Raw genomic sequence first — 22,250 nt, 5'->3', positions numbered from 1 at the left:
CTGCGGGCGCTCAGCTCGCGGGGAACTCCACCCGGTCCGTGCACTGCGCGGTGGCCGGTGCGAGTCCGGACTGGATGTTCGACGAGAGGCTGTCGACGATCGACTGGAAGTCGACCTGCTCGCCGCGGCGGATGATGACCTCGATGGCCGGCTCCCGACCGTAGGTGACGAGGCGCTGGCGCTCGTCTTCCTGCTCCAGGACCAACCAGTCGACGCCACCGAGGGTGGTGCAGACGAGGTCGGACGGGGCGGGGGGCTCCACGCCGCAGCGCAGGACGACCGTGGGATCGCCCCACGCGCCTGTCGCCTGCGCGTCGGTCCACACCCGCTCGTAGCCGCCGACGGTGTCCGGCAGGAGCACGGAGACGTTCGCGCAGGCCGGGTCGTCCGCGTCCTCCGCAGGCTCGAGGTGCACGGTGGTGGAGCATCCGGCGAGTCCGGCGGCGAGGGCGATCGACCCCGCGACGGCAGCGAGGCGGCGGGAACGAAGCATGCATCCAGGCTACCTTTGACGACATGCCCTCCCGACCCGACTCCGACGATCCGCGCCTGGGAGATCTCTCGGAGGGCCGCATCCTCCGCGCCATCCTCCAGCGCACCGCGCCCGCCGCGCACACGCTCCTCGGGCCGGGTGACGACGCCGCCGTCATCGCGGCTCCCTCCGCCTCCGTCGTCGCGACGACCGACACCCTCGTGCACGGGCCGGACTTCCGCCTCGCCTGGACGAGCGGCTACGACCTCGGGTGGAAGGCGGCGGCGGTCAACCTCGCCGACATCGCCGCCATGGGCGCGCGTCCCACCGCCCTGCTCGTGGCTCTCGCCGTGCCGCGTGAGCTCCGGTTGTCCTTCGTGGAGCGCCTGGCTGACGGCTTCCGCGAGGCCTGCGCGGCGCTCGCCCCCGGGTGCGCGGTCGTCGGCGGCGACCTCACGGTGTCCGAGGTGCTCACGGTCGCCGTGACGGCACTGGGCGACCTCGAAGGCCGCCCTCCGGTGACCAGGGCGGGGGCGCGACCGGGCGACGTCGTCGCCGTGGCGGGGGAGCTGGGCCATGCCGCGCACGGACTGGCGGTGCTGTTCGGACGCTTCCGGGACGGCGAGACGCCGGTGCCGGTCGATCCTCCGGCCCTCGCGGCGGGGGAGAGCGCCGCGGTCGCCGCGCAGCTGCGACCATCCCCGCCCATCGGCCTCGGCGTCGCCGCGGCGGCCGCCGGCGCGACCGCGATGATGGACGTCTCGGACGGCCTCGCCCTCGATGCGCGTCGCCTTGCGGAGGCCTCCGGCGTCACCCTCGCGCTGGACGGCGCGGCGCTCGGTGCGAACCCGGAGCGGGCGCTCGCGGGCGGTGAGGACCATGCGCTGCTCGCGACGTTCCCGGACGGCGTGCTGCCGCCGGGGTTCCGCGCGATCGGTGTCGTGCGGTCGCGCGGCGACGAGGACCTGCTCTGCGACGACCGTCCTGTGGATGTGAGCGGCTGGGATCCCTACCGGGACTGGGATTCCGTCTCCGGCTGAACGGCCGCGGACGCCGGCTCGTCGCGGTCCGGCTCGGCCCACCAGAGGGTGGTGTCGCCGTAGGTCTTCTCCCGGAACACGCGGAGCCCGGCCGCCGTGAAGTCGGGGGTCGGGGAACGGCGGGCACGCTCGACGACCACGACGGCGTCGTCGCTGAGCAGCGGAGCGAGGGCGGCCAGGTCACCGTCCATCGCCTCGTCGTCGATGTCGTACGGCGGATCCGTGAACACGAGGTCGTACGACCCGGACGCTCGGCCGAGGAACGCCCGGACGGTCGCCTCCTGGACCTTCGCGGACGCGGCGCCGGATGCCTTCGTCACTGCCGCGACGTTGCGGCGTACGACGGCTGCCGCCTGCCGGTTGCGCTCCACGAGGTCGGCGCTTCGGGCGCCGCGGCTCAGGGCCTCGAGCCCGAGCGCGCCGGAGCCCGCGTAGAGGTCGAGCACCCTGGCACCCGCGATCGCGTCGAGCGACTCCAGGGCGCCGAACAGCGACTCGCGCACGCGATCGCTCGTCGGCCGTGTCCCGGCACCGGGGACGTCGAGCCGGGTGCCGCGTGCCGTTCCGGCGATGATCCTCGTCACCCGTTCACGATACGACAGGGCGCGGGCGGTCGTGTCCGTGCGGTTCCCTAGACTCGGAGCATGTCGCTCACGCTCGAATCCTCGCTGGAGGAGGCCCTCGGTGCGGCGTCGGCCAAGACGCTCGACCGCGCCTTCGGCATGAAGACCGTCGGCGATCTGCTCGCGCACTATCCGCGTCGGTACGCCGACCCCGGCGAGCTCACCCCCATCCGCGACCTCCCCATCGGAGAGACCGTCACCATCGTCGCGGAGGTCCTCTCGTCGAGCTTCCGTCGGATGCGCAACCGGCCGGGAGCCATGGTCGACGTCGTTATCGGCGACGGCGTCGGTCGCATGTCGTTGACCTTCTTCGCGAAGAACGTCGGCGCAGCGGAATGGCGCTCCAAGGATCTGGCGGTCGGACGCCGTGGCGTGTTCTCCGGCAAGGTCGGCGAATTCAACGGGATGACCCAGTTCGCCCACCCGGAGTACGAACTGTTCGACGACGAGGACGCGGCGCGGCGGCGTGCCGATGCCAGGGCAGCCGTGCCGATCCCGATCTACCCGGCCACCTCCGCGATCCAGACGTGGCAGATCGCCCGGCTCGTCGGTCGTGTCCTGGACGACCTCCCGACCGTGCCGGACCCGCTGACCCCGGAGATCCGCACCCGCGAGGAGCTGCTGACGGCGCGGGAGGCGCTGGAGGCGATCCACCGCCCGCGCTCCCGCAACGACATCGATCCCGCGGTGCGCACATTGCGCATGCACGAGGCGCTGACCCTGCAGACGGCCCTGCTCCAGCAGCGTGACGCGGTGCGGGCTCTGGCCGCCACCTCGCGGCCGGCGACCCCAGGCGGCCTCCTGGAACGCTTCGACGCCGCCCTGCCCTATACGCTCACGCCCGACCAGGAGACGGTCGGTGCGCAGATCGCAGACGACCTCGTCGGCTCCTGGCCGATGAACCGACTGGTGCAGGGCGAGGTCGGTTCGGGAAAGACGCTGGTGGCCCTGCGGGCGATGCTGCAGGTCGCCGAGAGCGGGGGACAGGCGGCTCTGATCGCGCCGACGGAGGTCCTCGCGGGGCAGCATCTGCGTTCGATCACGAAGATGCTCGGTCCGCAGCTCGCCCCCCTGCTGATGCCGACCCTGCTCACCGGGCAGATGCCGGCTGCCGACCGTCGCAAGGCCGCGCTGCGCGTCGCCTCCGGCCAGGCGCTGATCGTGGTCGGCACCCATGCGCTCCTCGGGGAGAAGACCACGTTCGCCGACCTCGGGCTGGTCGTGGTCGACGAGCAGCATCGGTTCGGGGTCGAGCAGCGGGAGGCGCTGCGTGCGAAGGGATCCAGCCCGCACGCGCTCGTCCTCACCGCGACGCCCATCCCGCGGACGGTCGCGATGACGGTCTTCGGCGACCTCGACACCTCGGTCATCCGCACGATGCCGGCCGGCCGCGCCGGCATCGAGTCGTACGTCGCGCCGTTGGCCGAGCATCCCGGCTGGTTCAACCGGGTGTGGGAACGGGCAGCGGAGGAGATCGCGCAGGGCCGGCAGGTGTTCGCCGTCTGCGCGGCCATCGACACCGCAGCGAAGACGGCCGAGGCGGGGGAGCAGGCGCTGCTCGCCCCCGAGGGCGGCAAGGGCCCCCGCTGGGGCGTGGTCCAGCTCGACGAGGCCTTGGCCACCCATCCGACCCTCGGCGGGCTCCGGCGGGCGGTGCTCCACGGGAAGATGCCCTCCGAGGAGAAGGACGCCGTCATGCAGGCCTTCGCTCGCGGGGAGATCGACCTCCTCCTCGCGACGACCGTGATCGAGGTGGGCGTGGACGTCCCCAACGCCTCGACGATGATCGTGCTGGACGCGGACCGCTTCGGGGTCTCCCAGCTGCACCAGCTCCGCGGTCGGGTGGGGCGAGGCGGCGTCCCGGGACTCTGTCTTCTCGTCACCGAGGCCGAGGCGGGATCCGTGGCCCGCGAGCGGGTCGATGCGGTCGCCGCCACGCTCGACGGCTTCGCGCTGGCCGAGGTCGACCTCGAACTCCGCGGCGAGGGCGACGTGCTCGGCGCGGCACAGGCCGGGGTGCGGTCGTCCCTCAAACTGCTGCGCGTCGTCAAGGATGCCGCCCTCATCACCCGGGCTCGCGAGCTCGCGGAGGACATCCTCGCCATCGACCCCGAGCTGGCGGCGCATCCCGGGCTCCGGGAGGCCATCGGACGGCGCGTCACCGACGAGGATCGCGCGGCGCTCGCGAAGAACTGATCGCCGTTCCGGGTGCCCTAGGCTGGATGCCATGAGCAGCCGGATCGCCGTCGTCCCGGGTTCCTTCGATCCGCCGACCCTGGGTCACCTCGACGTGATCCGGCGTGCGGCCGCCCTCTACGACGAGCTGCACGTGCTCGTCGTGCACAACCCGGGCAAAGAGGCGATGCTGCCGATCGCGCAGCGGCTGGCACTCCTGGAGCGCTCGATCGCCGAGGACGGCATGGCGGGCGACATCGTCATCGGGTCCTGGAGCATGGGTCTGCTCGTCGACTACGCGCGCGATGTGAACGCCGGCGTGCTCGTGAAGGGGATCCGCTCGCAGGTCGACGTGGCGTACGAGTCGCCGATGGCGATCGTCAACCGGCACCTCGCCGACATCGAGACCGTCTTCCTGCTCCCCGACCCCGCGCATGCGATGGTCTCGAGCTCCCTGGTGCGGCAGGTCGCGAGCCTCGGTGGAGACGTGTCGCCGTTCGTGCCGCCGGCGGTCGCCTCGTTCCTCGACACCGGCGCGCGCGGGATCTGATCCGCGTCCCGCTCCCGGCGGTCTCCCGGCCCTCCTCTCCGGTGACCCGGGTAGCATGGCGGGGTGCGTTCCCGACTCAACAGCCCTTTCGTCCTCCCCGTCCGTGACATCGTCCGGCGCCCGGGGGAGATGCGCGAGCACTCCTTCTCGGTGCCCCTGACGGAGCAGTGGGGGGAGGGGATCGTCTCCTTCGAAGCGGGCTCGGAGCTCGATCTCGACGTGCGCCTGGAGTCCGTCCACGAGGGCATCCTCGTCACCGGAGAGGCGGAGGGCGAGTACGTCGGCGTGTGCGGTCGATGCCTCACCGACATCGCCCGGCCCGTCGAAGTCGAGTTCCAGGAGCTTTTCGCGTATCCTGGTGAGGAAGAAACTGACTTCGAGGTTCAAGACGACCACGTGGATCTTGAAACTCTCGTCAGGGATGCGGCCGTTTTGGCCCTTCCTTTTCAGCCGGTGTGTCAGCCGGATTGCCTCGGGCTCGACCCGGTCACAGGCGAGAGGCTGACCGAGAGCACCGGAACGGAGCAGGCCGCTCCCATCGATCCTCGGTGGAGCGCGCTCCAGCAGATCACAGACCAGGACGGCACGGCAGAACGCGGTGCCGCCGAGAAAGAAGAGAGCTAGTCATGGCTGGTAACCCCCCGAAGCGCAAGGTCTCCCGTTCGAACACCCGCTCGCGCCGCGCGCAGTGGAAGGCGGAGGCCCCCGCGCTCGTCAAGACCATCGAGAACGGCAAGGTCGTCTACAGCCGTCCGCACCAGGCGAAGGTCGTCACCGACTCGCAGGGCACCGAGCTCTTCCTCGAGTACAAGGGCCGCAAGGTCGCCGACGTCTGAGTCGCGAACCGTGACGGAGGTCCCCGGGGGGACGAGGCCTCTCCCAGACAAGCTCCGCGTCGATATCGACGCGGAGCTTCTGGAGTTGGCCCTCACCCACCGCTCCTACGCGTACGAGCACGGCGGCATCCCGCACAACGAGCGTCTCGAGTTCCTCGGCGACTCGGTGCTGGGGCAGGCCGTCACGGTCATGCTGTTCACACGGCACCCCGAGCTCGACGAGGGGGAGCTGGCGAAGCGTCGGGCGAGCGTCGTGTCGACGGTCGCCCTGGCGGAGGTCGCTCGCGGCATCGATCTGGGCAGTCACCTGCTGCTCGGACGCGGTGAGGAGCAGACCGGTGGTCGCGACAAGGACTCGATCCTCGCGGACACCATGGAGGCCGTCATCGGCGCCACCTACCTGTCCGCCGGGCCCGAGGCCGCGACGGCGCTCGTCCTGCGTCTGACCGAGCCGTTGCTCGCCGATCCCGAGCGGTACGGCGCGGCGATGGACCCGAAGACCAGCCTGCAGGAGCTCGCGGCACGCCTCGGCGCCACGCCGCCGCAGTACTCGGTCGAGGCCAGCGGCCCCGACCACGACCGGCGCTTCACCGCGACCGTGGCCGTCGGCGACGTTCGCATGACGGGTGCCGGCAGCAGCAAGAAGACGGCGGAGATGGCGGCGGCACTCAGCGCCTGGCGCACCCTCAGCGAACGTGCCTGAGCTCCCCGAGGTCGAGGTCGTCCGCTCGGGCCTCGCCCCGGCCGCGGTGGACGCCGTCATCACCGGCGTCAGCGTCTTCGACGAACGCGCGCTCACCCGGCACACTGCCGGAGCCGCGGACTTCGTCCAGCGTCTGGAGGGTCGCCGCTTCACCGCGGCCGCGCGGCGGGGCAAGTTCCTCTGGTTGCCGCTCGATTCCGACGACTCCGCTCTGATCGCGCATCTTGGCATGAGCGGCCAGATGCTGCTCCGCGCGCCGGACGCTCCATCCGAGCGGCACGAGCGGATCCGTCTGAGTATCGAGCACCCGCGACACGGCGAGCTCGCGATCGTGTTCGCCGATCAGCGCACCTTCGGATCGCTGGCCGTCGACGCCCTCGTCCCCGACGGCCCCTCCCGCATCCCGACACAGGTCGCGCACATCGCACGCGACCCGCTCGACCCGTTCTTCGACGACGCGGTCTTCCGGGCCGCCCTCGCCCGGCGGCACAGCGCGATCAAGCGGGTGCTGCTGGACCAGGGTGTCGTGAGCGGCATCGGCAACATCTACGCCGACGAGTCGCTGTGGGCGGCCCGCATCCATCCGGAGACACCGGCCGACGCCCTGCCGACCCGGGCGGTGAATCGCCTGCTCGCCGAGGTGCGGTCGGTCCTGCAGAAGGCTCTCGCCGAGGGCGGCACGAGCTTCGATGCCCAGTACGTCAACGTCAACGGGCAGGCCGGCTACTTCGCGCACTCGCTGAACGCCTACGGTCGCGGGGGGAAGCCCTGCCCGCGCTGCGGCACGCCGATCACCCGTGCCGCCTTCATGAACCGCTCCTCGCACTTCTGCCCGCGCTGCCAGCGGAGGCGCTGACCCGGGCCGGTATCCCCGGCCCGCCACCGCCTCACGCCGGAGCGAAAGCACGATCCAGCAGCGGGCGGGTCGCCCAGGTGCTCGCCCACACGACTCCGATGCCGACGGCGACGACGGTCGCGATCGTCATCAGCGAGAGGGGCGCGACGATCAGCGCGATCCCCACCAGCGGGAACACGAGCACCGCAGCGCACAGCGCGGATCCCACCGCCGTGACGAGCAGCGGCGACATGATCGCGCGACGGCGCGCGCGGTCCACGGTCTCGACGGGCATACCCAGGTGGTGCAGGCTCCGGTGCAGGTCGCTCTTGTCGAGCACGTCCGAGGCCTGATTCACACCGACGGAGGCGGCAACCATGAGGAACGAGCCGACGAGGGTGATGATGAGCCCGGTGCGGATGTCCTCCGCGAGCGCGATGCTGGAGGGATCGTCACCGGCCCCGATCGTGTCGAGGAGGGCGACGCCGGTGCCGGCGAAGACGGCCATGAAGCTCGCCATCGCGATGCCGCCGACCTGACGCCAGGCCGCCTTCGGAGCGTCGAGCACGAGGCGTGCGGCCAGCAGCCGTTCGGGACGCTCCGCCCGCCGAAGCTGACGTCCCGCCGACACCTTCAGCACCCATGGGCCGAGCACGTTCAGGACCGTGAGGGCGAGCGCGAACGTCGCCGCGAGCACCGCGATCGTCGCCACGATCCCGCCGATCATCGGGAAGACCTTGACGAGCACGAACGCGAAGGCGATGCCCACCACCGCGATGACGGCCCGGACCCAGTGCACGTTCGTCGGCGCCGTGCGCGTTCGGACTCCGAGTGGCGAGATGACGACGCGGCGCAGCCCCACGACGGCACTTCCGGCGGCGAGCACGAGCACGCCGGCCACGACAGCGGCGATCATCACCGGAGGGAGCACGACCGCAGGCAGGCCGAGCGGCTCGCCACGGAACGGGATCAGACCGATGAGCGGGCTCAGGGCCAGATGGCCGCCGACACCGATGATCGCGCCGGTGGCGGCGACGAGGACGGACTCGACGACGGTCGCCGTCGTCACCCCGCCCGGAGTCACCCCGAGCAGACGCAGAGTGGAGAGACGTTCGTCGCGGCGTCGGGCGGACAAGCGGGCGGCGGCGCCGCCGAGCGAGGCCAGCGGCACGACCAGGAGGACCAGGGCGATGGCGGCGAGCGCCTGGTACAGGACGGCCTCGTCGTCGGTCCAGGTCCAGAAGGCCTGGGCCCCGCCGACGACGGTGAGGACGAGGGTCGTGACGACCGCGAAGGCGACGATCGGGAGCGCGAGGACGCTCCGCTGTCCGGGAGTGGGACGCAGGAGCAGGCCGAGGACGGAGAGGTTCACGCGTTCACCGCCGAACCGAGGATGCGGCCGTCCCGGACAGCGACCGTGCGGGTGCAGCGGGCGGCGACGTCGGCGTCGTGCGTGACGACGATGAGGGTGCGGCCCTGTCCGGTCGTGGACCACAGGAGCGCGTCCATGACCTCGGCGGAGGTGTGCGAGTCCAGGGCGCCGGTCGGCTCGTCGGCGAAGACGAGGTCCGCACCCGTGGCCTGGGCTCTGGCGATGGCCACGCGCTGGGCCTGTCCTCCCGACAGCTCGCCGATGCGCCGTTCCTCCATGCCGCCGAGCCCCAGTGCCGCGAGCCACGACGCCGCGTGGGGGAGTGCGTCCTTCTTCGCGACGCCGTTGATCATCGAGGCGAGGGCGACGTTCTCCACTGCCGTCAGCTCGGGGATCAGCAGTCCCTGCTGGAAGACGAACCCGAATCGCTCGCGACGCAGCCGGGAGCGCGCCGCCTCGCCGAGCGCGGTCACCTCGATGGGCGTTCCGGTGGACGGGTGGAAGACCACGCGCCCACTGTCCGGGGCGGTGATGCCCGCCAGCACGTGCAGGAGCGTGGTCTTGCCCGACCCCGACGCTCCCATGATGGCGACGGACTCGCCGCGGTGCACGGTGAGGTCGACTCCGGCGAGGGCGTGTGTGACGCCGTAGGTCTTCACGAGGGCGTGGGCTTCGATCACGGGAGTGTTCATGTTCCCAGCCTCGCCGGAGACCTGTGCCGGTGTCGTCGGTCAGGCGGATGAAGCTGAGCGGTAGCCGTCATCCGGGAGGATGACGGCTGCCGCTCGTCCTCAGATCTTCTTCTGCCACGCGCCCGCGTACGACACGGGAACGAAGCCGATCGCCTCGTTGATGTCGAGCATCGGCCGGTTCTCCTCGGCGTTGAACGTGGAGACCGCGTCCGAATCCGGGACGAGCTCCCGCCACCGCAGGAGGTTGGCGCACTTCACGATCGTTCCGAGGCGATGGCCGCGGTGGTCCTTGGCGACCAGCGTCCCGAACTGGTGGGTGGTCCCGGTCTTCTCCGCACCGATCAGCAGCTCGTTGTACGCGACGAGGGTGCCGGACGGGACATGCTCCACGGCGACCACGGACACCGTCTGGCCGGCGCCCGTGAGACGAGCATCGCGGCGGACGACCCGATCGGCGTCGTAGACCTCGGCGACGAAGTCCATGTCGCCACTGGGGGCGTCGGTCGACAGTCGGGCAAGCACCGCGGCGTATCCGTCGCGGAACTCCGGCGGGGTGGGCAGCTCCCATTCGACCACGCGGTAGTCCGATCCCGCGACCGCGAGCGCCGCGTCCAACGCGCGGCGCAGGGGCTCCGGGTCGGCACGCAGGTCGAGCTCGCTGTTGCGCTCCACCTGCTCCAGCGTGAAGCCGCGGGCTTCGACGACGTCGCTCAGCGGTGTCGCCGGGATGCGCCCCCATCCCGTGCGCGGCTGGAGCATGCGGTCGGCCTCCTCGGGGCGGTGGAGGGTCCAGATCTGCAGGACGCTCCGGCCGCGCTCCCTGGCCTCGGTCTCGGCGCGGTCGAGCAGCGCGTCCTCGACACCACGCCCGGTGTGGGCGGCCGGGACGAGGAGGTCGAGCTCGGCGGCGTGTGCGTCCTCCTCCTGTGCGAAGGACACCGTCACCATGCCGATGATGTCGTCCCCCTCGCGCGCCACGAATCCGAGGTCCAGCGCATCGGAGTCGTCCTGCCAGTTGGGCAGCATCTGCGCGGCGTCCGGGGCGAGGTCGGGGAGGCCGACCTGCTCGTCGCAGATCTGTCGATTGAGGGCGCCGTAGGCGCGGAAGTCCGCGGCGTTCGCATCGGCGAGGGTGGCCGGGACGATCAGCGGCGTGATCGTCAGTGCGGCGGTCGTCATGTCGGGTCCTTCGTGTCGGAGGGAGGAGGTGCCGGGTGACCCGGCGTCCGTCCGCAGCTGTACGGACGGACGCCGGGTCGGCGTCGATGCGGTCGTCATCGTCTGTCAGCGCATTCCGCGCTGCATGTCGAACATGAGGAGGGCGTGCGCCTCCGCAGCCGAGCGGTGACGCTGCTCTCCGACGAGGAACAGGTCGCCGGGATCGACGGTCCACGACCGGCGCGGACGCCGGGGCCGCTGCGCCCGCTGGAACAGCCAGAGGCCGATCCGGAGCGAGAGGCGGTCCGCGATGCCGAGCTGACGCAGCTCGTCGTCGCGGGGGATCTGGAGGACCTCGCGGTCCTCGGTATCGGGCGGATGGGTGGTGCTGCGTGACAGCGCCATGTTCACGATGGTTCCTTCGAAAGGGATGGATGGGGTGCGGAAGCACCACGTCAGGACCGAGTCGTCGGCCGCGACGGGTGCGGACGAGAGCGCGCCTGTGGAGCCGCGGAATGCGGAGGCCGGAGGCGGGGATCCATGATCCGAGGGGATCAGAGGGTGGGACGCGACAGAACAGGCGGGAGAAGACCCGGATCGGGTCTGCGTTCCCAGGCTGCGGTTCTAGCCGAGCGAGCCGTGACGGACGCCGGCGGTCACCGATGCCGCGTGGCGCGGCGCAGAGTGCGCAGGCGCGGCGAGGCCAAAGACCTCTGCGGTGTGCTGAGTGATCATCATCGGTAACCTCCTTTCGTGTGGCGATCCGGAGGCCACCGTAGCGAAACTCACAGGAGATCGTCAAGCATTTCGTGCTAGCACCGGCGTGTCGCGATCGAGCCGGGGTCCGTGACGACCGCGCGGGATACCGGCCGTTCCGCGGGATTCCGGTAGCGTAGCGGCGTGAATCTCCCCGGACGAGCGGTCGCCCCATGCACCTGAAGAGCCTGACGCTCAAGGGGTTCAAGTCGTTCGCACAGCCGACGACCTTCGTGTTCGAGCCCGGCGTCACGTGCATCGTCGGACCGAACGGCTCCGGCAAGTCCAACGTCGTCGACGCCCTCGCCTGGGTGATGGGGGAGCAGGGAGCGAAGACGCTCCGCGGCGGGAAGATGGAGGACGTCATCTTCGCCGGCACGTCGACCCGCGGCCCCCTCGGGCGTGCCGAGGTGCAGCTCACCATCGACAATGCGGACGGCGCGCTGCCCATCGAATACGCCGAGGTGACCATCAGCCGCACGCTGTTCCGCAACGGCTCCAGCGAATACGCGATCAATGGGGAGGGCTGCCGTCTCCTCGATGTGCAAGAGCTGCTCAGCGACTCCGGCCTCGGCCGCGAGATGCACGTCATCGTGGGTCAAGGACGGCTCGACACGGTGCTCCAGGCCTCGCCGGAGGATCGACGCGGCTTCATCGAGGAGGCGGCGGGCATCCTCAAGCACCGTCGGCGCAAGGAGAAGACGCTGCGCAAGCTCGACGCGATGGAGGCCAACCTCACGCGTCTGAGCGATCTCGCGGGGGAGATCCGCCGCCAGCTCAAGCCGCTCGGCCGCCAGGCCGAGATCGCGCGCGAGGCGCAGACCATCGCCGCCGTCGTCCGCGATGCCAAGGCCCGACTGTTCGCCGACGACGTCGTTGCGCTGCGCACAGCCCTCGCCGACCACACCCGGACCGAGCAGGAGCGGCACACCGAGCGCCTGGTGCTGTCCGACCAGGCCGAGACCGTGCGCGCCGGGATCGCTCGGCTGGAGAAGAACCAGAACTCGATCGCCGTCGACGAGGCGCGCAGCGTCGCCTTCGGGCTCGAGCAGGTGCAGGAGCGGGTGCGCGGGCTCTACACGCTCGCCAACCAGCGCCTCGCGCTTCTCGGGTCCGAGGAGGACGACGCGGCCGTGACCGCGGTGACCGTCACACAGGCGACGATCGACGAGGCAAAGGAGGACATCGAGACGATCTCGTCCGGCCTCGGCGATGCGCAGGACGCCGCGGCTGCGGCGAGTCGCGAGGTCGTGAACGCCCGCGCCGAGCTCGACACGCTCGACGTGGACATCGCGGAGCAGAGCGCGCTCGTCTCCGAGTACGACATGCGACTGTCCTCGCTCCGCGGGAACGCCGATGCGGCGGCATCGGCCCTGGCCGCCGTCCGCGGCGCCGTGCTCCGCCAGGAGAACGCCCTCGAAGCCGCGCACGCCCGGCGACGAGAGGCCGAAGAAGCCCTGGAGGCGATCGACGACGCCGAGGCCCCCGAGGGCACGGCCGTCGAGTACGCCGCGGCCTACGAGAGCGCTCAGCGTGCGGCGACGGCGGCGGAGGCGGAACGGGAGAGCCTGCGCGAACGGCTGCATGCCGCCGAGCGCGAGGTCGACGCCCTCACCGCGAAGGCCGCCGCCCTGAGCAGTGCCCTGTCGCTGTCGGGAGGCGCCGCCGAGATCGTCGCCGAGGGGGGTCCAGGGGTCCGCGGTCTCGTCGGTGATGCCGTGCAGGTGCGGGCGGGATACGAAGCCGCGATCGCGGCCGTCCTCGGTCCGCTGGCCGAGGGTGTGCTGGTCGGTTCCGCGGAGGATGCGTTCATCCTCGCGGCGGAGGCCGCAGAGCGCCGCCGGGGCGTGGTCGACTTCGTGGTCGCCGATGCCCCGAGGGAGCAGCCGACACCCCCGGCCGTCGACGGCGTGATCGCCGCGACGGAGACGGTGACCGCGCCGGACGGGATCCTCGGCATCCTGGCGCACGTTCTCATCGCCGACGACCTCGATGCGGCGCGTGCCGCGCGGCGCGTTCTCGACGCGAGAGGCGACACCTCGACCACGATCGTGACCACCGGCGGCGACGTCATCACCGCGCAGACCCTGCGCACGGGTTCCGGAGGGGAGCGTTCGCGCCTCGAACTCGCGGCGGAGCGGGACGCCGCGACCGAGCGGCTCACCGAGATCCAGGTCGTCGTCGACTCCCTCCGCGAGGCGCGTATCGACGCCGACGAGGCCGTGGAGGAGACGCGGCGTCAGGCGAAGGACGCGCTGCGCGCGTTGCGCGAGCACGACGCCGCCCTCGCGACGCACGCGGAGCAGCTCAACAAGGTGACCGTGCGTCACGAGGCCGCTGTCGCCGAATGCGATCGCCTGGAGACCGGACTCGCCCAGGCGCAGGCCGCCGTGGCCGACGCGGAGGCGAAGGCGGAGGCGGCGAAGGCGGAGCTCGATGCCGCGGTCGCCGCGCCGCGTCCGGTGCTCGACGCCTCGGCGCGCGACGGTCTGTTGGAGGCACTGGAGAGCGCCCGCGAGGGCGAGGTCCGGGCTCGTCTGGAGGTCGAGACCCTGCGGGAGCGGGTCCGGGCGGCGCAGTCCCGGGTGACCGCGTTGGAGCGGCAGCGCGAGCAGGAGCGGGACGCCGCGGCAGAGGCCGCCCGACGCGCCGTCATCCGCCGGGCGCAGCGCGAGGCGGCATCCGGAGTCGTGGACGAGCTGCCGCGCATCCTCGACTCCCTCGACCGCTCCGTCACCGAAGCCCGCGTGGCACTCGCGGAGGCGGAAGCCGCCCGGTCGGCGCAGAACGAGGAGCTCGTCGCGCTGCGCGCCCAGGAGTCGTCGCTGCGGGAGCGTCTGGCCGGGCTCACGGAGAGCGTTCACGGCCTGGAACTGCAGATCCACGAGAAGAAGCTCCACCTGAACAGCCTGTTGGAGCGCGTGTCCTCGGAACTCGCGCTCGACGAGGACGTGCTCGTCGCCGAGTATGGGCCGGACCAGCTCGTGCCGCGGGATCCCGGGGCGGAGCCGGCCGATGGCGAGCTGCTCGACGACACCGCGATCCCGTTCGACCGCCGCATCCAGCAGCGGCGTCTCGCGGACGCGGAGCGGAAGCTCGCGCAGCTCGGGCGGGTCAACCCGCTGGCGCTGGAGGAGTTCGCCGCCCTGGAGCAGCGTCACGCGTTCCTCACCACGCAGCTCACGGACCTGACGCAGACCCGGCAGGATCTGCTGACCATCATCGCCGACCTCGACGAGCGCATGCAGACGATCCTCGCCAGCGCGTTCGAGGACACCAAGGAGGCCTTCGGCCAGGTCTTCCCGCTGCTGTTCCCCGGCGGCACCGGCAGCATCTCGCTGACCGATCCGGACAACATGCTGACGACGGGGATCGAGGTCTCGGTCCGCCCCGTCGGGAAGAAGATCGAGCGGCTGTCGCTGCTGTCCGGCGGGGAGCGGTCGCTGGCCGCGGTGGCGCTCCTGGTGGCGATCTTCAAGGCGCGTCCCAGCCCGTTCTACATCCTCGACGAGGTCGAGGCCGCCCTCGATGACGCGAACCTGGGCCGGCTCCTCACCGTCTTCGAGCAGCTGCGGGAGAGCTCCCAGCTCCTCGTCATCACGCACCAGAAGCGGACGATGGAGATCGCCGACGCGCTCTACGGCGTGTCGATGCGTCAGGATGGCGTCTCGGCCGTGGTGGGTCAGCGCGTCGGCGACCGCGCCGCCGCCGCCGTCTGAGTCCTGCCGCCCTCCCTCGGCGGGCACAGCTTCGGAGATCGTGGCCCTCATCCGGCGTGTCGATGGTCGGATCCGGCGTGTCGCCCGCGGTCTCCGAAGCTGTGACCGGACGGACGGGGCCGGGTCAGATCGCGAGGGAGCGTTCGAAGCCCGTGATCACAGTCGGGAAGTCGGGATGGTCCTGCGGGCGGTGAGCGTAGCCGGGGAGCATCATGTGGTCGGCTCCGACGTCGACGAGCCTGCTGGCGATGATCTCGTACTCCTCGTTCCATCCGCCGGTGACCACGAGGGTCGGCACGCCGGCGAGACAACGCTCCCGGATGCCGTGACCCCAGGGGAGGTCCGTGGTCGCCCACCGCTGCGCGACCGCGCGCTCGTCCTCCCAGCGCTCCCGGGTGGACGGGCCTCCGAACATGAGCGGGCGCAGGATGGACCAGAAGCCGAAGAGGTCGCCCTGCGTCACCCTCGCCCGTGCCTCCGTCACCACCGCGATATGCCGCTCGATCGGAGCTTCACCGCGGGCGATGTCGTACAGGGCGGGCTCGACGAGGACGAGGCCGGACACCCGCAGGCCGTCGGCGATGGCGCGGACGGCGGTCACCGCGCCGATCGAGTGCGCGAACACGAGCGGCGTCCGGTCACGCTCTCCCTCGACGAGGGCGTCGGCCTGACCCTCGATGGTCGAGTCCTGAGGGAAGCTGAGGAATGTCCCGGACTCCGGCGTGTACGAGGGCCACGCGGTGGTGCCGCGTCTGCCGGCACCGTGCAGGAACACCCGGTGCGGGAGCGGCGCGCGGTGCATCCCTGGATGCTACCCGTAGGCTGGACGCATGGCAGAGAAGTCCTGGTCTCTCGGTCGCGCGCTGCGCGGCATGTTCGTGAAGCCCACCATCGACGAGACGACGTGGGAAGACCTGGAGACGGCGCTCATCACGGCGGACTTCGGCCCCGACATCAGCGAGCGCATCGTCGAAGAACTGCGCGACAAGGTCGCGAAGTACCGCACCACCGACCCCAAGGACCTCCAGCGCATGCTGCGGGAGACCCTGGAGGAGCACTTCGCGAAGTTCGACACCACTCTGAAGCTCACCGAGCGGCCCGCCGTGGTCCTCGTCGTGGGTGTGAACGGCGTGGGCAAGACGACGACGATCGGGAAGTTCACGAAGTTCCTTCGCGGCTACCAGCGGAGCGTGGTGGTGGGGGCTGCCGACACCTTCCGTGCGGCCGCCGTCGACCAGCTCGCCACCTGGGCCCAGCGCGGGGGAGCGGCGATCGTCCGCCCGCAGCAGGAGGGGCAGGACCCGGCCTCCGTCGCCTTCCAGACCGTCGAATACGCCAAGCGCGAGGGCATGGAGATCGCGATCATCGACACGGCGGGGCGACTGCACACCAAGGGCGGTCTCATGGACGAGCTGGGCAAGATCCGCCGCGTCGTCGAGAAGCAGGCCCCGATCAGCGAGGTGCTCCTCGTCCTCGACGCCACGACGGGACAGAACGGGGTGATGCAGGCGGAGACCTTCCTGCAGCACGCGGGCGTGACGGGGCTCGTGCTCACCAAGCTCGACGGCTCGGCCAAGGGCGGCTTCGTGCTCGCCGTGCAGGAGCGGACGGGCATCCCGGTCAAACTCCTCGGACAGGGCGAGGGCATCGACGATCTGACCGGTTTCACGCCGCACGTGTTCGTGCAGGCGCTGGTCGGCTGACACAGGGCTTCCGCCCCGAGCACCAGGCTGGTTTCATAGCGTTATGGCGATCGAACACGACTACTTCGGACTGCTGTCGTCGGGCCCCGACGGCTCGATCTTCTGGTCGGAGACGGTCGAGCTCGGCGACCAGAGCGTGACCGTGGACCTGACGGCTCCGGACCAGGACGACGTCTCCGCCGACGCCCTCGACATCGCCGCCGGACTCATCGCCGGTCTGGAGAACGTGGACGCGACCGCGCGCCGCGGAATGCTCGCCGAGGTGGACGACCGCACGAGTGAGGTGACCGAGTACATCCTTCAGCAGCAGGAGGTGTTCGGCGACGACCTCCCCGACGTCCTCATCGACGTGTCCGGGGACGCGGCCGTGGACATCATCCGGTCGCTGCGCCTGATGAGCATGACGATCCTCGCCGACGAGCACGGTGGCTCCGAGCCGTTCGCCGTCCTGGAGTACGCGCTCGATGACAGCGCCACCGACGACGTGCTGCTCGTGAACCTCGGTTCCGACGGCAGCGTGCAGTCGGTGATGAGCGCCGACTGACCGCCGCCCGTCAGACGGCCTGCGCGAACCCGAGGTCGGCGCTGTCCGCGATGTGCGCGAGATGAGCGGGGATCTCCCGTCCCTTCGAGCTCATCGACTGCGCCCAGAGCCGCCCGGCGCGGTACGAGGAGCGCACGAGAGGACCGGCGAGCACCCCGAGGAAGCCGATCCGCTCCGCCTCCTCCTTGAACTCGACGAACTCGGCGGGCTTCACCCACCGGGAGACCGGAAGGTGCCGCGGCGTCGGGCGGAGGTACTGGGTGATGGTGATGATGTCGCAGCCGGCGTCGTGGAGGTCCTGCAGCGCCTGGACGACCTCCTCCGGCTCCTCGCCCATGCCGAGGATGAGGTTCGACTTCGTGATGAGTCCGGCATCGCGAGCCTGCGTGAGCACGTTCAGCGAGCGCTCGTAGCGGAACGCGGGGCGGATGCGCTTGAAGATGCGGGGCACGGTCTCCACGTTGTGCGCGAACACCTCGGGGCGTGCATCGAAGATCTGGCCGAGGAAGGCGGGGTCGGCGTTGTGCTCGTTCGCCAGCAGCTCCACTCCGGTGTTCGGGTTGAGCTCGTGAATCTTCCGCACCGTCTCGGCATTGAGCCAGGCTCCGGTGTCGGGGAGATCGTCGCGGGCCACGCTCGTCACGGTCGCGTAGCGGAGGTTCATCCGCTGCACGCTCTCGGCGACGCGTCGTGGCTCGTCGGTGTCGTAGTCCGCGGGCTTGCCGGTGTCGATCTGGCAGAAGTCGCAGCGGCGCGTGCACTGCGACCCGCCGATGAGGAAGGTCGCCTCGCGGTCTTCCCAGCACTCGTAGATGTTCGGGCAGCCGGCCTCCTGGCACACCGTGTGCAGGTCCTCGCTCTTCACGAGGGAATGCAGCGCCGAGTACTCCGGTCCCATCTTGGCCTTGGTCTTGATCCACTCGGGCTTGCGCTCGATCGGGGTCTCGGCGTTGCGGATCTCGAGGCGGAGGAGCTTGCGCCCCTCGGGTGCGGCGGTCATGCCGGGACTCCTGTCAGGTCGGGTGCGTGGGCGGTGCGGAAGGCGTCCTGCACGGCGTCGACGAGGTCGAGCGGGCCGACCACGCGGCCGGACACCTCGCTCACCGTGGTCACGCCGGCGTCGGTGATGCCGCAGGGGATGATGTCGCGGAAGGGCGCGAGGCTGTTGTCGCAGTTGATGGCGAAGCCGTGCATGGTGACGCCCTGCTGCACGCGCACGCCGATCGCGGCCACCTTGTCCTCCGACAACGGTCGACGCACCCACACCCCGCTCCGCCCCTCGACCTGGCGACCGTCGACCCCGAACGGGCGCAGCACCTCGATGAGGATCCGCTCCAGACGCCGCACGTGCGCGACCACGTCCATCGGCTCCGGCAGCCGGAAGATCGGGTAGCCGACGAGTTGCCCCGGCCCGTGCCAGGTGATCTTCCCGCCCCGGTCGACGTCGATGACCGGGGTCCCGTCCTGGGGGCGCTCGTGATCCTCCGTGCGCTTCCCCGCGGTGTACACGGCCGCGTGCTCGAGCAGGATGAGGGTGTCCGGGCGGGCGCCGGAGACCACGTCCGCGTGCACGCGGCGCTGCAGGGCCCAGCCCTCTTCATAGGGGACGGGGGTCGGCATGAAGCCGGGAGTGAGGATGTCGAGCATGCGTCGTCCCTTCCCTCGAATACATGGATTGCGTCCAACAATACATCCTCGTCCGGGCCGCGGCGTCCCGCGCGGTACCGTGAAGTCATGAACCGGACTGGTCGCGCCGGCCGCCCGAAGGCTTCCTCGCGCGAGACCCTCGCCGAGGCCGCCTGCGAGCTCTTCCTGGAGCGCGGGTACGAGGCCACCTCCATCGCCGACATCACCCAGCGGGCGGGGGTCAGCCGGTCGAGCTTCTTCAACTACTTCACGTCGAAGAGCGACGTGCTGTGGTCCGGCATCGACGAGCGCATCGGCGTCGCGATCGCCGCGCTGGACGACCTCGGCCGCGAGGCCACGGGGGCGCGGGTGCGCGGGATCCTGCAGGGGATCGTGGACGATTTCGCCCCGGATCCGTTGGCGTTGGCGCTGCGGAACGCGGAGGCCATGGCGCTCGAGGTGGAGCTGGTGCGGGAGACGGGTGTCCGTCTGGCCCGCCTCGCCGCCGCGGTCTCCCGTGCGGCGTGCGCGGCGGGTATCGATGTGATGCGTGCGGACGTGCTGGGAGCGGCGCAGGCGGCCGCCGTCCTGTCCGCCCTGCGCGTCTGGGCCGAGGAGGGGGCAGGCCGCGGCACACCGGAGTCCGTGCTCCGCGAGGCGCTCGCCCGCGTGCACGATCTGCCCTGGGGGGAGTGACGCGGACGGATCGGTGTCGGCCGGACACGTCAGTGATGAAGGCATCCCTGACGAGGAGGACACCATGACCACGGATCCGCTGGACGACCTGCTGGACGGCTCGGCGCCGCCCACCCCCGCCGTCGCTGGACACGAGCTGCGGGCGATGATCGACGCGTCCCGTGGGCGCGCTCGGCCCCGCCTCCGGTCGCGCGGTGTGATCGCCGCGGTCACGGCGGTGGTCCTGGTGGGCGGCGCCGGGGTGGCCACCGCCTCCTCCGACTGGCTCTGGGGCGACGGCCTCGAGGATCCCGCGCGGAGCTACCGGTTCACCGCGCCGACCTGGGGAGAGTGCGAGATCCGCTTCAGCCGCCTGGACACGCACAACCCGCTGATCCAGGCCGATGTCGATCGTGTGATCGATCAATGGTTCGCCTCGGCGGATGTGGAGGCGGAGGCCGCGCCCTACGTGGACGGCCAACTGCGGATGCTCGAGCACGGCGACGAGGCCGCGGGTGTTCCGACGACGGATCAGAATGCGGCGGACACCCGCGCCTGGATGGCTCATGAGGGCGCGTTGAACGAGGCGCTCCACGCCGAACTCGAGGAGCACGGGTTCGGTCCGATCCCCGGAGCCGACTCCCACTCCCAGGTGCATTGCGACGACGAAGCCTGGAGCGGCGAGTGAGCAGCCGTGCCGACGACGCGGCGCTGATCGGCGCGTTCGAGGCGTGCGCCCCGGATCTCCTGGCCTACCTCGCTCGTCGGGTCGGGGCGGATGACGCCGGCGACCTGCTCGGCGAGACGATGGTCGTCGCCTGGCGGCGCGTCCGGCATCTGCCCGACGACCCCGAACGGGCGCGGATGTGGCTGTTCGGAGTCGCTCGCAAGAGCCTGCTCAACCACGCCCGCGGTGAGAGGCGTCGGCGCGCCCTGCACGAACGGGTGCGGGGAGAGGGAGAGGGATCCCGGCTGCAGGCACCGCCGGCGGACGGGGGCGCGGAGGTGCGCGACGCCATCGCCCGCCTGGATCCCGACCTCGCGGAGGTCATCCGCCTGGTGCACTGGGACGGATTCAGCCTGACCGATGCGGCCGCACTGCTCGGGGTCCCCGCGTCCACGGTCCGGGGGCGTCACCAGCGGGCCAAGACACTGCTCCGTGCCGCGCTGAGCGTGGAGGCTCCGCTCGCGTAGAATCGTAGGCACCATGGCTACCTTTGGCACGCTCTCCGATCGGCTTACCGACACCTTCCGCAACCTGCGCACGAAGGGAAAGCTCACCGCCGCCGACGTCGACGGCACGGTGCGCGAGATCCGTCGTGCTCTGCTCGACGCCGACGTCGCGCTCGCGGTCGTCAAGGACTTCACCGCGAAGGTGCGCGAGCGCGCTCTCGGCGACGAGGTCAACAAGGCGCTGAACCCCGCGCAGCAGGTGGTGCAGATCGTCAACGAGGAGCTGGTCCAGATCCTCGGCGGAGAGCAGCGGCGCCTGCAGTTCGCCAAGACCGCGCCGACCGTGATCATGCTCGCGGGCCTTCAGGGCTCGGGAAAGACGACGTTCGCCGGCAAGCTGGCCAAGCAGCTCGAGGGCGAAGGGCACACGCCCCTCCTCGTCGCCGCCGACCTCCAGCGCCCGAACGCGGTGAACCAGCTCCAGGTGGTCGCCGAGCAGGCCGGAGCCACGGTGTACGCGCCCGAGCCGGGCAACGGCGTCGGCGATCCCGTCAAGGTGTCGCGCGACGGCGTCGAGCACGCCCGCCGCCAGCAGCACGACGTGGTCATCATCGACACCGCCGGCCGCCTCGGTGTCGACGCCGAGCTCATGAAGCAGGCCGCCGACATCCGCAAGGCCGTCGACCCGGACGAGGTGCTCTTCGTCATCGACGCGATGATCGGTCAGGACGCGGTCAACACCGCTAAGGCCTTCCAGGAGGGAGTGGACTTCACCGGCGTCGTCCTCTCGAAGCTCGACGGCGACGCCCGAGGCGGAGCGGCGCTCTCGGTCGCCTCGGTCACGGGGCGTCCGATCATCTTCGCCTCGACGGGCGAGCGGCTGGAGGACCTCGAGCCGTTCCACCCCGATCGTATGGCCAGCCGCATCCTCGACCTCGGTGACATCCTCACCCTCATCGAGCAGGCGCAGCAGGCGTTCGACGAGGACGAGGCGCGCAAGGTCGCCGAGAAGCTCGCGAACGAGGCCTTCACCCTGGAGGACTTCCTCGAGCAGCTTCAGCAGATGAAGAAGATGGGCTCGATGAAGAAGATGCTCGGGATGCTCCCGGGCATGGGGCAGATGAAGCAGCAGCTCGAGGACTTCGACGAGCGCGAGATCGACCGCACCGAGGCCATCATCCGCTCCATGACGCCGGTCGAGCGTCGCAACCCCAAGATCCTCAACGGTTCCCGTCGTCTGCGCATCGCGCGCGGCTCCGGCATGACCGTCACCGACGTCAACCAGCTCGTGCAGCGCTTCGAGCAGGCCGCGAAGATGATGAAGACCGTCGCTCGTGGCGGCACGCCGAACATCCCGGGCATGGGTCCGGTGCCCGGAATGGGCAAGCCCGGGGCCTCGTCGAAGCGCGGCAAGAAGGGCAAGGGCGGCGGCGGAAACCGCTCCCGCTCCGGCAACCCGGCGAAGCGCGCTGCGGAGAACGCCGGCCTCGCGGCTTCCACGGCACCCACCGGCTCGGGCTTCGGCCTCGGCGGGGGAGCGGAGGCACCGTCGGAGGCCGACCTCGCCGAGATCCAGAAGCTGTTCGGCAAGGGCTGAG

Annotated in this window: 23 protein-coding genes; 14 read left to right on the top strand and 9 right to left on the bottom strand. The window is 70.9% G+C overall.

Annotated elements, in window-relative coordinates:
• Window positions 1–10 precede the first annotated feature (10 nt).
• Window positions 11–493, bottom strand: coding sequence for a DUF3515 family protein (locus tag AB1285_RS07850; RefSeq protein WP_292795527.1), 483 nt, complete (start codon window positions 491–493; stop codon window positions 11–13).
• A gap of 23 nt (window positions 494–516) precedes the next feature.
• Between AB1285_RS07850 and thiL the strand changes: the two genes are divergently transcribed.
• A complete protein-coding gene (thiL, locus tag AB1285_RS07845; RefSeq protein ID WP_187663962.1) occupies window positions 517–1,512 on the top strand; it encodes a thiamine-phosphate kinase in 996 nt (331 codons plus the stop codon).
• On the opposite strand, the gene rsmD is transcribed toward thiL, so the two are convergent.
• Complete coding sequence (gene rsmD, locus AB1285_RS07840; RefSeq protein ID WP_259951674.1) at window positions 1,482–2,096, bottom strand: 16S rRNA (guanine(966)-N(2))-methyltransferase RsmD; 615 nt, start codon at window positions 2,094–2,096, stop codon at window positions 1,482–1,484. The two genes, thiL and rsmD, sit on opposite strands and share 31 nt — an antisense overlap.
• A 60-nt stretch (window positions 2,097–2,156) precedes the next feature.
• On the opposite strand from rsmD, the gene AB1285_RS07835 reads away from it, so the two are divergent.
• The 6 genes from AB1285_RS07835 to mutM all read left to right on the top strand — a co-directional run bounded on the left by AB1285_RS07835 (window position 2,157) and on the right by mutM (window position 7,255).
• Window positions 2,157–4,331 carry an ATP-dependent DNA helicase RecG gene (locus AB1285_RS07835; RefSeq protein WP_187663964.1) on the top strand — a complete coding sequence of 725 codons (2,175 nt, stop codon included), beginning with the start codon at window positions 2,157–2,159 and terminating at the stop codon, window positions 4,329–4,331.
• A 31-nt stretch (window positions 4,332–4,362) separates the two neighbouring features.
• A complete protein-coding gene (gene coaD, locus AB1285_RS07830) occupies window positions 4,363–4,860 on the top strand; it encodes a pantetheine-phosphate adenylyltransferase (RefSeq protein ID WP_187663965.1) in 498 nt (165 codons plus the stop codon).
• Between the two features lie 129 nt (window positions 4,861–4,989).
• Window positions 4,990–5,484 (top strand): YceD family protein, encoded by a 495-nt coding sequence (locus AB1285_RS07825; RefSeq protein ID WP_025103319.1) that lies wholly within the window; start codon window positions 4,990–4,992, stop codon window positions 5,482–5,484.
• 2 nt (window positions 5,485–5,486) lie between these two features.
• Window positions 5,487–5,696, top strand: a complete 210-nt coding sequence (gene rpmF / locus AB1285_RS07820) for a 50S ribosomal protein L32 (RefSeq protein WP_013586329.1) — start codon at window positions 5,487–5,489, stop codon at window positions 5,694–5,696.
• A 10-nt stretch (window positions 5,697–5,706) separates the two neighbouring features.
• Entirely contained in the window at window positions 5,707–6,399 is a 693-nt protein-coding gene (rnc, locus tag AB1285_RS07815) for a ribonuclease III (protein WP_060923098.1), read from the top strand.
• Window positions 6,392–7,255: a bifunctional DNA-formamidopyrimidine glycosylase/DNA-(apurinic or apyrimidinic site) lyase gene (gene mutM, locus AB1285_RS07810; RefSeq protein WP_187663966.1), complete on the top strand. Its 864-nt coding sequence runs from the start codon at window positions 6,392–6,394 to the stop codon at window positions 7,253–7,255. Before rnc ends, mutM begins: the two co-directional genes overlap by 8 nt.
• Window positions 7,256–7,286: 31 nt before the next feature.
• Here the strand turns inward: mutM and AB1285_RS07805 are convergent, their stop codons facing one another.
• From AB1285_RS07805 to AB1285_RS07790, 4 genes are all read right to left on the bottom strand, one after another.
• Window positions 7,287–8,606 carry an FtsX-like permease family protein gene (locus AB1285_RS07805; protein ID WP_292797610.1) on the bottom strand — a complete coding sequence of 440 codons (1,320 nt, stop codon included), beginning with the start codon at window positions 8,604–8,606 and terminating at the stop codon, window positions 7,287–7,289.
• The gene (locus AB1285_RS07800; RefSeq protein ID WP_187663968.1) at window positions 8,603–9,298 is read right to left on the bottom strand and encodes an ABC transporter ATP-binding protein; all 696 of its coding nucleotides are present in this window, start codon (window positions 9,296–9,298) and stop codon (window positions 8,603–8,605) included. Before AB1285_RS07800 ends, AB1285_RS07805 begins: the two co-directional genes overlap by 4 nt.
• A gap of 99 nt (window positions 9,299–9,397) precedes the next feature.
• Window positions 9,398–10,477: a GNAT family N-acetyltransferase gene (locus tag AB1285_RS07795; protein ID WP_292797612.1), complete on the bottom strand. Its 1,080-nt coding sequence runs from the start codon at window positions 10,475–10,477 to the stop codon at window positions 9,398–9,400.
• Window positions 10,478–10,582: 105 nt separating this feature from the next.
• Complete coding sequence (locus tag AB1285_RS07790) at window positions 10,583–10,861, bottom strand: hypothetical protein (RefSeq protein WP_370429112.1); 279 nt, start codon at window positions 10,859–10,861, stop codon at window positions 10,583–10,585.
• Between the two features lie 524 nt (window positions 10,862–11,385).
• On the opposite strand from AB1285_RS07790, the gene smc reads away from it, so the two are divergent.
• Window positions 11,386–14,931, top strand: a complete 3,546-nt coding sequence (gene smc, locus AB1285_RS07785) for a chromosome segregation protein SMC (RefSeq protein WP_292797616.1) — start codon at window positions 11,386–11,388, stop codon at window positions 14,929–14,931.
• A 124-nt stretch (window positions 14,932–15,055) separates the two neighbouring features.
• Here the strand turns inward: smc and AB1285_RS07780 are convergent, their stop codons facing one another.
• Window positions 15,056–15,733 carry an alpha/beta hydrolase gene (locus AB1285_RS07780; protein WP_292797619.1) on the bottom strand — a complete coding sequence of 226 codons (678 nt, stop codon included), beginning with the start codon at window positions 15,731–15,733 and terminating at the stop codon, window positions 15,056–15,058.
• A 28-nt stretch (window positions 15,734–15,761) separates the two neighbouring features.
• On the opposite strand from AB1285_RS07780, the gene ftsY reads away from it, so the two are divergent.
• A complete protein-coding gene (ftsY, locus tag AB1285_RS07775; RefSeq protein WP_025103328.1) occupies window positions 15,762–16,634 on the top strand; it encodes a signal recognition particle-docking protein FtsY in 873 nt (290 codons plus the stop codon).
• Between the two features lie 43 nt (window positions 16,635–16,677).
• Window positions 16,678–17,178, top strand: a complete 501-nt coding sequence (locus AB1285_RS07770) for a DUF2004 domain-containing protein (protein WP_060922216.1) — start codon at window positions 16,678–16,680, stop codon at window positions 17,176–17,178.
• Window positions 17,179–17,188: 10 nt separating this feature from the next.
• On the opposite strand, the gene lipA is transcribed toward AB1285_RS07770, so the two are convergent.
• Both lipA and lipB read right to left on the bottom strand, forming a co-directional pair.
• A complete protein-coding gene (lipA, locus tag AB1285_RS07765; RefSeq protein WP_259951656.1) occupies window positions 17,189–18,178 on the bottom strand; it encodes a lipoyl synthase in 990 nt (329 codons plus the stop codon).
• The gene (gene lipB / locus AB1285_RS07760; RefSeq protein WP_292797624.1) at window positions 18,175–18,825 is read right to left on the bottom strand and encodes a lipoyl(octanoyl) transferase LipB; all 651 of its coding nucleotides are present in this window, start codon (window positions 18,823–18,825) and stop codon (window positions 18,175–18,177) included. The genes lipA and lipB overlap by 4 nt, the downstream gene beginning before the upstream one ends.
• An 87-nt stretch (window positions 18,826–18,912) precedes the next feature.
• Between lipB and AB1285_RS07755 the strand changes: the two genes are divergently transcribed.
• The 4 genes from AB1285_RS07755 to ffh all read left to right on the top strand — a co-directional run bounded on the left by AB1285_RS07755 (window position 18,913) and on the right by ffh (window position 22,249).
• Window positions 18,913–19,500, top strand: a complete 588-nt coding sequence (locus AB1285_RS07755; protein WP_292797627.1) for a TetR/AcrR family transcriptional regulator — start codon at window positions 18,913–18,915, stop codon at window positions 19,498–19,500.
• Between the two features lie 64 nt (window positions 19,501–19,564).
• Window positions 19,565–20,167, top strand: coding sequence for a hypothetical protein (locus AB1285_RS07750; RefSeq protein WP_292797630.1), 603 nt, complete (start codon window positions 19,565–19,567; stop codon window positions 20,165–20,167).
• A complete protein-coding gene (locus tag AB1285_RS07745; RefSeq protein WP_292797633.1) occupies window positions 20,164–20,673 on the top strand; it encodes an RNA polymerase sigma factor in 510 nt (169 codons plus the stop codon). Before AB1285_RS07750 ends, AB1285_RS07745 begins: the two co-directional genes overlap by 4 nt.
• A 13-nt stretch (window positions 20,674–20,686) precedes the next feature.
• Window positions 20,687–22,249: a signal recognition particle protein gene (ffh, locus tag AB1285_RS07740; protein WP_187663977.1), complete on the top strand. Its 1,563-nt coding sequence runs from the start codon at window positions 20,687–20,689 to the stop codon at window positions 22,247–22,249.
• Window position 22,250: the final 1 nt, after the last annotated feature.

The sequence above is a fragment of the Microbacterium sp. NRRL B-14842 genome (assembly GCF_050470785.1).
The sequence above is the reverse complement of the archived record's forward strand: the minus strand, read 5'-3'. Positions and strand labels throughout refer to the sequence as shown.

Bases quoted from the DNA above. Each gene is read 5' to 3' on its own strand.
- AB1285_RS07850 (WP_292795527.1), bottom strand. From the start codon at position 493: ATGCTTCGTTCCCGCCGCCTCGCTGCCGTCGCGGGGTCGATCGCCCTC.
- thiL (WP_187663962.1), top strand. From the start codon at position 517: ATGCCCTCCCGACCCGACTCCGACGATCCGCGCCTGGGAGATCTCTCG.
- AB1285_RS07835 (WP_187663964.1), top strand. From the start codon at position 2,157: ATGTCGCTCACGCTCGAATCCTCGCTGGAGGAGGCCCTCGGTGCGGCG.
- coaD (WP_187663965.1), top strand. From the start codon at position 4,363: ATGAGCAGCCGGATCGCCGTCGTCCCGGGTTCCTTCGATCCGCCGACC.
- AB1285_RS07825 (WP_025103319.1), top strand. From the start codon at position 4,990: ATGCGCGAGCACTCCTTCTCGGTGCCCCTGACGGAGCAGTGGGGGGAG.
- rpmF (WP_013586329.1), top strand. From the start codon at position 5,487: ATGGCTGGTAACCCCCCGAAGCGCAAGGTCTCCCGTTCGAACACCCGC.
- AB1285_RS07800 (WP_187663968.1), bottom strand. From the start codon at position 9,298: ATGAACACTCCCGTGATCGAAGCCCACGCCCTCGTGAAGACCTACGGC.
- AB1285_RS07795 (WP_292797612.1), bottom strand. From the start codon at position 10,477: ATGACGACCGCCGCACTGACGATCACGCCGCTGATCGTCCCGGCCACC.
- AB1285_RS07790 (WP_370429112.1), bottom strand. From the start codon at position 10,861: ATGGCGCTGTCACGCAGCACCACCCATCCGCCCGATACCGAGGACCGC.
- smc (WP_292797616.1), top strand. From the start codon at position 11,386: ATGCACCTGAAGAGCCTGACGCTCAAGGGGTTCAAGTCGTTCGCACAG.
- AB1285_RS07780 (WP_292797619.1), bottom strand. From the start codon at position 15,733: ATGCACCGCGCGCCGCTCCCGCACCGGGTGTTCCTGCACGGTGCCGGC.
- ftsY (WP_025103328.1), top strand. From the start codon at position 15,762: ATGGCAGAGAAGTCCTGGTCTCTCGGTCGCGCGCTGCGCGGCATGTTC.
- AB1285_RS07770 (WP_060922216.1), top strand. From the start codon at position 16,678: ATGGCGATCGAACACGACTACTTCGGACTGCTGTCGTCGGGCCCCGAC.
- lipA (WP_259951656.1), bottom strand. From the start codon at position 18,178: ATGACCGCCGCACCCGAGGGGCGCAAGCTCCTCCGCCTCGAGATCCGC.
- lipB (WP_292797624.1), bottom strand. From the start codon at position 18,825: ATGCTCGACATCCTCACTCCCGGCTTCATGCCGACCCCCGTCCCCTAT.
- AB1285_RS07755 (WP_292797627.1), top strand. From the start codon at position 18,913: ATGAACCGGACTGGTCGCGCCGGCCGCCCGAAGGCTTCCTCGCGCGAG.
- AB1285_RS07750 (WP_292797630.1), top strand. From the start codon at position 19,565: ATGACCACGGATCCGCTGGACGACCTGCTGGACGGCTCGGCGCCGCCC.
- ffh (WP_187663977.1), top strand. From the start codon at position 20,687: ATGGCTACCTTTGGCACGCTCTCCGATCGGCTTACCGACACCTTCCGC.